10 protein-coding genes are annotated in these 9243 nt (G+C 69.3%); 3 read left to right on the top strand and 7 right to left on the bottom strand.

The annotated features are described in order from the left end of the window. From IEY07_RS22885 to IEY07_RS22915, 7 genes are all read right to left on the bottom strand, one after another. Nucleotides 1-714, bottom strand: coding sequence for an aminoglycoside 3'-phosphotransferase (locus IEY07_RS22885; RefSeq protein ID WP_188898276.1), 714 nt, complete (start codon nucleotides 712-714; stop codon nucleotides 1-3). After that, a complete protein-coding gene (locus tag IEY07_RS22890) occupies nucleotides 707-1051 on the bottom strand; it encodes a cupin domain-containing protein (RefSeq protein ID WP_188898278.1) in 345 nt (114 codons plus the stop codon). Before IEY07_RS22890 ends, IEY07_RS22885 begins: the two co-directional genes overlap by 8 nt. A 19-nt stretch (nucleotides 1052-1070) precedes the next feature. After that, nucleotides 1071-2504, bottom strand: coding sequence for an acyl-CoA carboxylase subunit beta (locus IEY07_RS22895; RefSeq protein ID WP_188898280.1), 1434 nt, complete (start codon nucleotides 2502-2504; stop codon nucleotides 1071-1073). Between the two features lie 10 nt (nucleotides 2505-2514). Continuing rightward, a complete protein-coding gene (locus IEY07_RS22900) occupies nucleotides 2515-3780 on the bottom strand; it encodes a beta-ketoacyl-[acyl-carrier-protein] synthase family protein (RefSeq protein WP_188898282.1) in 1266 nt (421 codons plus the stop codon). A gap of 45 nt (nucleotides 3781-3825) precedes the next feature. Next, nucleotides 3826-4071: an acyl carrier protein gene (locus IEY07_RS22905; protein WP_091528583.1), complete on the bottom strand. Its 246-nt coding sequence runs from the start codon at nucleotides 4069-4071 to the stop codon at nucleotides 3826-3828. Nucleotides 4072-4172: 101 nt separating this feature from the next. After that, nucleotides 4173-5387, bottom strand: a complete 1215-nt coding sequence (locus tag IEY07_RS22910) for an acyltransferase domain-containing protein (protein ID WP_188898284.1) — start codon at nucleotides 5385-5387, stop codon at nucleotides 4173-4175. A gap of 94 nt (nucleotides 5388-5481) precedes the next feature. After that, a complete protein-coding gene (locus IEY07_RS22915; protein ID WP_188898286.1) occupies nucleotides 5482-6711 on the bottom strand; it encodes a PucR family transcriptional regulator in 1230 nt (409 codons plus the stop codon). Between the two features lie 87 nt (nucleotides 6712-6798). On the opposite strand from IEY07_RS22915, the gene IEY07_RS22920 reads away from it, so the two are divergent. From IEY07_RS22920 to IEY07_RS22930, 3 genes are read left to right on the top strand one after another with little or no spacing between them, the layout of a single operon-like run. Then, on the top strand, nucleotides 6799-7386 hold the full coding sequence (locus IEY07_RS22920) for a GNAT family N-acetyltransferase (RefSeq protein WP_188898288.1): 588 nt from the start codon (nucleotides 6799-6801) through the stop codon (nucleotides 7384-7386). Between the two features lie 9 nt (nucleotides 7387-7395). Next, nucleotides 7396-8472, top strand: coding sequence for a PHP domain-containing protein (locus tag IEY07_RS22925; RefSeq protein WP_308422971.1), 1077 nt, complete (start codon nucleotides 7396-7398; stop codon nucleotides 8470-8472). Beyond that, a complete protein-coding gene (locus tag IEY07_RS22930; RefSeq protein ID WP_188898290.1) occupies nucleotides 8469-9176 on the top strand; it encodes a hypothetical protein in 708 nt (235 codons plus the stop codon). The genes IEY07_RS22925 and IEY07_RS22930 overlap by 4 nt, the downstream gene beginning before the upstream one ends. Nucleotides 9177-9243: the final 67 nt, after the last annotated feature.

The following is a 9243-nucleotide window of genomic DNA, read 5'->3' on the forward strand; positions in this document are numbered from 1 at the left end:
TCAGGTCGCGTCCCAGAGCCGCCGGTAGTAGTCGATCCGGTCCTGGTCGCGCTCGATTCCGTACGCCTGGAGCATGGCGTCCTCGAAGCGCGGATCGTAGTTCCAATCGATCGCATAGGTGGCGATGGCCAGATCCGCCCAGCGGTCGGCCACGCCGAGGCTGCCGAAGTCGACGTGACCGCTGAACGTGCCGTCGGCCGCGATCAGCGTGTTGGACGAGCAGGCGTCACCGTGACAGACGACGATCAGATCGGTCTCGGGTCGTTGCTTGATCAACTCCAGATCCGCCGGCTTCTTGATCAGCTTCGCGCGATCATCGACCTCCCAGCTCCACCTGCAGTCGGCGACCGGTAGCTGATCATGCAGCGCCCGCAATCCGGTGCCGATCGCCTTGGCCGCCGTCTCCGGCTCGGCCTTCCAGCGCGGCGCGACCGCGGTCTCGCCCGGGATGCCGCGGGTGTGCAACCAGGATGAGGAATCCGAGTCCCGGCCGTGGTCGATCACGGGCGGCACGGTGACGTACTTTCCCGCCCAGGTGAGCTTCTCGGCCTCCAGCTCAAGATCGAATTCCGGATGATCAGGACACCACTTGACGAATTCGGACCCGGTCGGGCGATCGATCCGATAGGTGTGCCCACCCAGCTCGTTATCCCAGACCGGGGTGATCGGCGCGCCGGCAGCCAAGGTGCCGACGAACGCCGGCAGGTCAGTCAACCGCCACCGTCAACAGCACGACGGTGTCGCTGATCGCCCGCAGCGCGTGCCGCTGATGGGGGATCGCGATCAAGGTTCCGGCGGTCAGCTGCCACTCCCGGTCACCGGCGGCCAGCACCGCCTCACCGGACAGCACCTGCAGGGATGCGGCAGCGGGGGAGAGATGCTCGGAGAGTTCGCTCGATCCGGCCAGCGCGATCAGCGTGACCCGCTGGGCGGCACCGCTGATCAAGGTCCGCGCCGCGCGCCGGGCCGGCGCCAGCCGTGCCTCGTCCAGCAACTCGGCGGCATGATCACTGATCCGTACGGCTTCGTGTTGCGCGGCGTGATCGTTCATGGGCCCAGCATAAGTCCGCTCAGAGCGGGATGTTGGTGTGTTCGCCCCGGGCCCCGGTGTCAGCGGCACGGATCGCAGCGGCGATCGCCGACCGGCTGGTCGTCGGCTCGACGATCTCGTCCACCACGCCGATCTCGACGGCTCGCTCGACACCCCCGGCGATCCGCTCGTGCTCGGCGGCCAGCTCGGCCTCCAGTTGCGGGCGCAGATCCTCTGGGGCGGCGGCGAGCTTGCGGCGGTGCAGGATCCGGATCGCGGCGACCGAACCCATCACCGCGACCAGCGCACCGGGCCAGGCGAAGACCCTGGTCGCGCCGAGCGAGCGGGCATTCATCGCGATATAGGCACCGCCGTAGGCCTTCCGGGTGATCAACGTGACCCGCGGCACTGTGGCCTCGCTGAAGGCGTGCAGCAGTTTCGCACCGCGGCGGACCACGCCGTCCCATTCCTGCCCGACCCCGGGCAGGTAGCCGGGCACGTCGACCAGGACCACCAGCGGCACCCCGAAGGCGTCGCACATCCGGACGAAGCGGGCCGCCTTCTCCGCGCTCAGCGAGTCCAGGCAACCACCCAGCCGCAACGGATTGTTGGCGATCACGCCGACCGTCCGGCCGCCGAGCCGGCCGAGTGCGATCGTGATGTTGGGTGCCCATCGGGCATGCAGTTCGATCATCGAATCGTCGTCCAGGAGGGCCTCGACCAGCGGATGCACGTCATAGGCGCGCTTGGTCGACTCGGGCAGCAGGGAGCCGAGATCCTCATCGGCAACCTCGGCGGCGACCTCGCCCTGGTCGGCGAGCAGCGTGATCAGCGTGCGGCCGCGGGCCAGGGCATCGGCCTCGTCGTCGGCCACCACGTGCACGACACCGGACCGCCGGCCGTGGGTGTCCGGGCCGCCCAGGCGCAGCATGTTGACATCCTCGCCGGTGACCGACCGGACCACCTCCGGGCCGGTGACGAAGATCCGGCCCTCGGGCCCGAGGATGACGATGTCGGTCAGTGCCGGCCCGTACGCGGCCCCGCCGGCGGCCGGTCCGAGGACGATGGAGAGCTGCGGGATCCGGCCCGAGGCGCGGGTCATGGCGTGGAAGATCTGACCGACGCCGTCCAGGGACAGTACGCCCTCCTGCAGCCGGGCGCCGCCGGCGTGCCAGATGCCGATGATCGGCAGCTGGTCGGCCAACGCGCGCTCGTAGGCGTACACCACGGCGGCGCAGCCGGCGCTGCCCATTGCGCCGCCGGACATCGTCGCGTCGGAGCAGAAGGCGACCACCGGATTGCCGTCGATGGTCCCGGTCGCGGCGAGCATCCCGGACCCGTCGTCCTCGGTGATCAACGTCAGGCTGCCCTCGTCCAGCAGCGCGCCCAGCCGGAGGATCGGATTCCGCGGATCGAGCTCGCGGGGCAGCCTCTCGGATGCCGTTTGACCGGCGGGTCGCACTGTGGCGGTCATGTCAGCCCCTTTACACCTGCCGATGGGTGGCGTACTGGTTCGTGAAGGCGACGGCGACGTTGTGGCCGCCGAAGCCGAAGGAGTTGTTGATGCCGGCAAGATCACCGGCCGGAAGATCACGAGCGGTGGTCGCGATGTCGATGCCCAGTCCCGGTTCGGGATTGTCCAGGTTGATCGTCGGCGGCACCACCCGGTTGTAGAGGGCGAGCAGGGTGGCCATCGACTCCAGGGCGCCGGCGCCACCGAGCAGGTGGCCGGTCATGGACTTCGTCGCGGTGACGATCGCCGAGGTGTCGTCGCCGAGGGCGTACCGGATCGAGGTCGCCTCGGCCGGGTCGCCAGTCGGGGTCGAGGTCGCGTGGGCGTTGACGTGCACGATATCGCCGGGCTCGAGCTCGGCCTCCTTGAGGGCGATCTTCATCGCCCGGCCCTGGCTCAGTCCGCTCGGATCGGGCTGCACGATGTCGAAGGCGTCCGAGGTCGTCCCGGCGCCGGCCAGTTCGCCGTAGATCTTCGCTCCGCGCGCCTGCGCGTGCTCGAGCGTCTCCAGGACGAAGATCGCCGCGCCCTCGCCGAGCACGAAACCATCCCGGTCCCGGTCGAACGGCCGGGATGCGAGCTCGGGCTCGTCGTTGCGGCGGCTGGTGGCCTGCATCTGGCTGAAGGCGTTGATCGGCAGCGGATGGATCACCGATTCCGAGCCGCCGGCAACGACCACATCGGCCCGGCCCAACCGGATCAGGTCCAGGCCGTGGGCGATCGCCTCGTTGCTGGTGGCGCAGGCCGAGATCGGGGTGTGCGCGCCGGCCTGGGCACCCAGCCGGATGCTGACCTGGGCCGCTGCGGCATTGCCCATCAGCATCGGCACGGTCAGCGGGCTGACCCGCCGGCCGCCCTTCTCCTTCTGGATGTCCCACTGGCCCAGCAGGGTGTGCATGCCACCGATACCGGTGCCGATGCTGGTCGCCAGCCGCTCCCGGTCCACCGGGTTGTCCTCGCCGAAACCGTATCCGGCGTCCTGCCATGCCTGGTTGGCGGCGATGATCGCCAGCTGGGCGAACCGGTCGAGGCGGCGCGCCTCGACTCGGTCCAGCACCTCACCCGGATCGACGACCAGCTGACCGGCGATCCGGGCGGGCAGATCGGCGGCCCAGTCGGCCTCGATGGCCCGGACGCCGGACTTACCGGCGACCATATTGGCCCAGGTGGACTCCACGTCGCCGCCCAGCGGCGTAGTAGCTCCGAGACCGGTGACAACGACTGGCGTCCGGGACATCAGTGAGTGCTCCTTGCAGAGGTGCCTAGCGGAAGTGAGTTCGGATCAGGCAGCAGCGCGCTCGATGTAGGCGACTGCGTCACCGACGGTCTTGAGGTTCTTGGCCTCCTCGTCGGGGATGCTGACGCCGAACTTCTCCTCCGCGGCGTAGATGATCTCGACCATCGAGAGCGAGTCGACGTCGAGATCATCGGTGAACGACTTGTCCAGCTGTACGTCGTCGGCCGGCACGCCGGCGACCTCGTTGACGATCTCGGCCAGGTCGCTGCGGATCTCTTCGGTGGTTGCCATCTGGTCTTTCTCCTTGGGTTGTCCGATCGTGCTGATGCTCGATCTTTGTTGTCGCCGCCGGCGAGGCCGGACAAGCGAGGCAGGTGGGTTGGGGCTAGCGGTCAGTGGCCGATCTCGGAGGCCCCAGGAGACTCGACCATCGGATGCAGTCTGACCAGCGGCTGGCCGGGTGAGACCGGATCGCCGTCCTCGGCAAGCCACTCGACCACGATGCCGCCATGCGGTGCGGTCACCGGGATCTCGTCGCGGAGGTTCTTGACCGCCCCGACCGTGCTCAGGTCGGGGAGCAGGGTGCCGGGCGGCAGATCGTCGGTGCGGACGAACTGCCCCTTGCCCGGTGAGACGATCAGCCGCCAGGTCGGGTTGCCGGAGATCGCCGTGGCGGCCGTGTCGGCGTGCTTGCGGACGAAGTCGGCGGCCTCGGGGAGCTGGTCCGGGGTGTTCAGCGCGAACACCTCGACGCCCTTGAGATTGCGTTTGGCGATCCCCGTCAGGGTTCCCGCCGGCGGTACCTCCAACAGCCCGGTCACGCCGAGATCGGCCATCGTGGCCATGCACAGGTCCCAGCGCACCGGTGAGGCGACCTGCCGGACGATGCGGCCCAGCACCTCCGACCCGTCGTGGACGATCTGACCGTCGACGTTGGACAGCAGCCGGGTTCGCGGGTCGTGGGTGGTGACCGACCGAGCCAGGGCCGCCAGCCGGTCCACGGCCGGAGCCATGTGGACGGTGTGGAACGCGCCCGCGACGCTGAGCCCGATCAGCCGGGCCCGGTTCGGCGGGTCTGCCGCCAACGCGGCCAGCTGGTCCGTGGTGCCGGCGGCGACGATCTGGCCCCGGCCGTTGTTGTTGGCCGCGGTCAGGCCGTGCTCGGCGATCTTGTCCAGCACCTCGTCCGGGTCGCCGCCGATCACTGCGGTCATCGAGGTCGGCCTGGCGGCGCTCGCCTCGGCCATCGCCCTACCGCGCTCGCGGACCAGCACCATTGCCTGTTCGGCGCTCAGCACCCCGACTCCGGCCGCGGCGGTCAGCTCGCCGACGGAATGTCCGGCCGCGACCCCGACCTGGCTGAAGGCATCGGCAGGATGCGGGAAGAGCTCCAGGGCCGCCAGCAACCCGGAGGCGACCAGCAGCGGCTGGGCCACTGCGGTGTCGCGGATGGTGTCGGCATCCGCCTCGGTGCCGTAGTGCTCCAGATCCAGGCCGCTGACCGCCGACAACCAGGCCAGCCGTTCGGCGAAGGAGGATTCGGCGATCCACGGCTTCAGGAAACCGGGGGTCTGGGCGCCCTGGCCGGGCGCGACAACGGCGAGCACGGGTCAACTCTGGCGCGCCGCAGCGGGATTCGTCGTGCAGGGACACGACGAAACTCGGGCGGTGCTGTTGTGGGAACCGGACAAATCCGCACGCCTATCCGCGTCCGCTGTCGCGGCCGTCGGGCAGCAGCCGGCCGAGCGTCAGCGCCAGCCGCAGGCCGTACGCGTCCCGGGCGTCACTGGGGCTGTAGCCGGTCACCTCCTGGATCCGCTTGAGCCGGTAGCGGACCGTGTTGGCGTGCACGAACAGCGCTCGGGCGGTGGCCTCCACACTGCTGTTGTTGTCCAGGAACACCACGAGGGTCTCCAACAGGCCGCTGCCGCTGTCGGCCAGCGGGCCGAAGACCGTGCGGGCCAAGGCACGCCGGGCGTGTCCGTCACCGGACAGTGCCCGCTCCGGCAACAGATCGTCGGCGAGCACCGGCCGGGGGGCGTTCGGCCAGCCGACCGCCGCCCGGTAACCGGACAGTGCTGCGCGGGTGGAGCGCGCCGCATCGGCCAGATGCTCGACCGGCGGCCCGACCACGACCGGGCCGGGCCCGAAGATGCCGGCGAACCGGGTGACCACGGCCAGCGCGGCCTCCGGTTCGGCGATCCGGTCGCCGCCGAGCACCACCAGCAGCCGATCGCCCTGGACGGCCCCGAGCATGTCGACACCGGCCTTGGCACACTCGTGCCGGATGCCCTCGATCGCGACGCCGGTCTCGTCCTCGGGCTCGGGGCCGACCACGACCACCACATCGGCCGACGACCGCCAGCCGAGGGCGGAGGCGCGGGACAGCACGCTCTCGTCGGTCTCGCCGCGGATCACCGCGTCGGCCACCAGCGCCTCGAGCCGGGCATCCCAAGCGCCGCGCAGCTCGGCCGCCCGGGCGTAGATCTCAGCGGCGGTGAAGGCCACCTCCCGGCTGTACTGGACGATCGCCGCCTGCAGCACCGGCCGGTCGCTGCGCGGCATCAACTCGTCGATCTGCTTCTCGGCCACCTCGATCGTCGTCCGCACCAGCTCGACCGTCTGGTAGAGCGAGATCCGCCGGGCCAGCTCACGGGGAGCGGAGCCGAACACGTCAGCGGTCGACGGCGGGCTGGGCTCCGGGCTGGAGAACCAGTGCACGAAACCGTCGATACCGGCCTGGGCGACCAGGGTGATCCAGGACCTGTGCTTGGCATCCAGCTCACTGAACCAGGGGTGCCGTACCTCCATCTCGGCGACCGCCGCGGTCGTCATCTCGCCCGATACCGCCGCCATCCGCTTGGCGATCGCGGCCCGGGACTTGGGAGACGGCAGCAGGGTCCGGCTGATGCCGCGTGAGGATGCCGCCATGCGTGGCAGCGTATGCCACCGGTTGCCCCCGCGTGGCGGCGGGCGATCCGGAGGCGGATCGTCCGGAACCGGATCTACTGTCGCGGCATGCAGATCGACGGCTATCGGATCGCGGCGCTGTCGCCGCAGACCTGGGACGCCTTCGCGGCCCTGGCCGAGCGCCACAACGGTGTCTTCGGCGGCTGCTGGTGCGCCCACTTCCACTGCTTTCCCGACCCGCCCGAGCGTCGGGAGCTGGGCAACCGGGAATTCAAGCATCGGCTGGTCGAGCAGGGACGGGCCCATGCCGCCCTGGTGTTCGACGGCGAGGAGGCGATCGCCTGGACGGAATACGGCCCGGTCGCCGAACTGCCGAACATCCACCATCGCAAGGAATGGGAGGCGGGCCTCGTCGACCGTCCGGACTTCCGCATCACCTGCCTGTTCACCGATCGGCGGTACCGTCGGCAGGGAATTGCAGCGGTTGCGGTCCGGGGTGCATTGGCCCTGATCGCCCGGTCCGGCGGCGGCCTGGTCGAGTCCTATCCGCACGACCTTCCCCCGGACAAGAAGATCTCCTCGTCCTTCCTGTACAACGCGACCCGCACCATGTACGAGCGGCTCGGCTTCGACTACCAGCGGCCGAAGGGGCAGGGCAACTGTGTGATGACCAAGGTGGTCGCTGCGGCTGGATAGGCTGGCCGGGTGGCGGACTCTGGCACCGGCAAGGCCGACCCGATCGATCTCGGCCGGATCGGCACCGATGATCATCCCGATGCCGTTGCGGCGCTCCGGGAGATCGGATTCTGGCTGGAGCGCTCCCGGGCCGAGACGCCCCGGGTGCGGGCGTACCGGCGGGCTGCCGACGTGATCGAGGGGCTCGATGAAGCCGCTCGCCAAGATCATCGGGACAGTCTCAGCTGGGCCGAGCTGTCAGGAATCGGTCCGAAGACCGCGAAGGTGATCATCGAGGCGGAAGCCGGTCAGCTCCCCGAAACCTTGGCCAAACTGCGCTCAGAGGCCAAGCCACTGGCGTCCGGCGGGGATGCATTGCGGCAGGCGCTGCGTGGTGATCTTCATCTTCATTCGGACTGGTCCGACGGCGGCAGTCCGCTGCACGAGATGATCACCGTTGCCCGCGATCTCGGCCACGAATTTTGCGCGATCACCGACCACTCACCGCGACTCAAGGTCGCTCGCGGACTGTCGGCGGAGCGGCTGCGCGAACAGCTCGCCGCGATCGATGATCTTGGCGTCGAACTGGCCCCGTTCCGGATCCTGAAGGGGATCGAGGTCGACATCCTGACCGACGGCAGCCTCGACCAGTCCAAGGAACTGCTGGCCGAGCTCGACGTCGTGGTGGCCAGCGTGCACTCCGAGCTGCGCGCCGACTCGGAGTCGATGACTCACCGGATGGTCGCGGCGATCGCCAATCCGCGGGTCAACGTGCTGGGTCACTGCACCGGTCGGTTGATCACCGGCGATCGCGGCACCCGCCCGGAATCGGCGTTCGACGCCGAGGTCGTCTTCGAGGCCTGCAAGCAGTTCACCACTGCGGTGGAGATCAACTCCCGTCCCGAACGCCGCGATCCGCCCTCCCGGCTGATGCAGCTGGCGTACGACATGGGGTGCGTCTTCTCGATCGACACCGATGCCCACGCGCCGGGTCAGCTGGACTTCTTGGCGTACGGCTGCGAGCGCGCGGCAGCGATCGGGATCGATCCCGACCGGATCATCAACACCTGGCCGGTCGAACGACTGCTCGACTGGTGCCGCGGATGAGGTGGCTGCGCGAGGTCATCGCACTCGTGGTGGTCGGCGGCGGGATCTTCTCCATCGGCCTTTCGGCGTCCTTGCGGGGCTGGTATCTGGCCGGCGTCGTGGTGGCGGCCCTCGGCCTCGGGTTGCTGGCGGTGATCATCCTCGCCCTGCTGCCCGTCAGCCGATGGCTCCGTTGGGTGGTCGGCGGCGCATTGGCGCTGATCCTGGTCGGTGCCGGAGTGCTCAGCCCGCAGCTGGCGATCGGGCGCCCGGACAGTAGACCGCTTTGGCAGACCACGGGCAGTGGCCCGCAGGCGAGGCTGGTCGGTGGACGGCTCTATCTGCACAGCGAGTACACCGACCAGGTTCTGGAGCCGGACTCCGGGCGGATCCTGGTCAGTGTTCCGGCCGAGAGTCAGGGCCTGACCGTCGGGTTGGACGGCAGCTTTGTCCAACTGGGCAATGGGACTGTGGTGTATCGCGACTCGGATGGCCGGCAGCGGTGGAAGCTTGGCACGGATGTGTCGGTGACCGTGCTGGCGATCGCCAACGGATGGGTCGTGATGCGCGGCTGTTCCAAGGAGCACGATGTGGTCTGCGGTGTCGATCCGAAGGGCGGATCGGCTGGCGGGAAGAGCAAGCCGCAGATGTCAGCTGGCTCTCCGAGATCGGCTGGCAACGGGAATACGACAGCAGCACCGAGGCTTGGCCGACAGACGGCCTAGTGTCGCGCGTCTGAAGTTCGTTGACGGGTGGCGTGAGGCAGGATTTCGTCGGCGGGTTTGGTCCAGG

Origin of the sequence: Microlunatus endophyticus (genome assembly GCF_014646195.1) — a bacterium.
GTDB lineage: Bacteria > Actinomycetota > Actinomycetes > Propionibacteriales > Propionibacteriaceae > Microlunatus > Microlunatus endophyticus.

Coding starts and splice junctions, on each gene's coding strand:
- IEY07_RS22915 (WP_188898286.1), bottom strand. CDS start 6,711: ATGGCGGCATCCTCACGCGGCATCAGCCGGACCCTGCTGCCGTCTCCC.
- IEY07_RS22890 (WP_188898278.1), bottom strand. CDS start 1,051: ATGAACGATCACGCCGCGCAACACGAAGCCGTACGGATCAGTGATCAT.
- IEY07_RS22895 (WP_188898280.1), bottom strand. CDS start 2,504: ATGACCGCCACAGTGCGACCCGCCGGTCAAACGGCATCCGAGAGGCTG.
- IEY07_RS22900 (WP_188898282.1), bottom strand. CDS start 3,780: ATGTCCCGGACGCCAGTCGTTGTCACCGGTCTCGGAGCTACTACGCCG.
- IEY07_RS22905 (WP_091528583.1), bottom strand. CDS start 4,071: ATGGCAACCACCGAAGAGATCCGCAGCGACCTGGCCGAGATCGTCAAC.
- IEY07_RS22920 (WP_188898288.1), top strand. CDS start 6,799: ATGCAGATCGACGGCTATCGGATCGCGGCGCTGTCGCCGCAGACCTGG.
- IEY07_RS22930 (WP_188898290.1), top strand. CDS start 8,469: ATGAGGTGGCTGCGCGAGGTCATCGCACTCGTGGTGGTCGGCGGCGGG.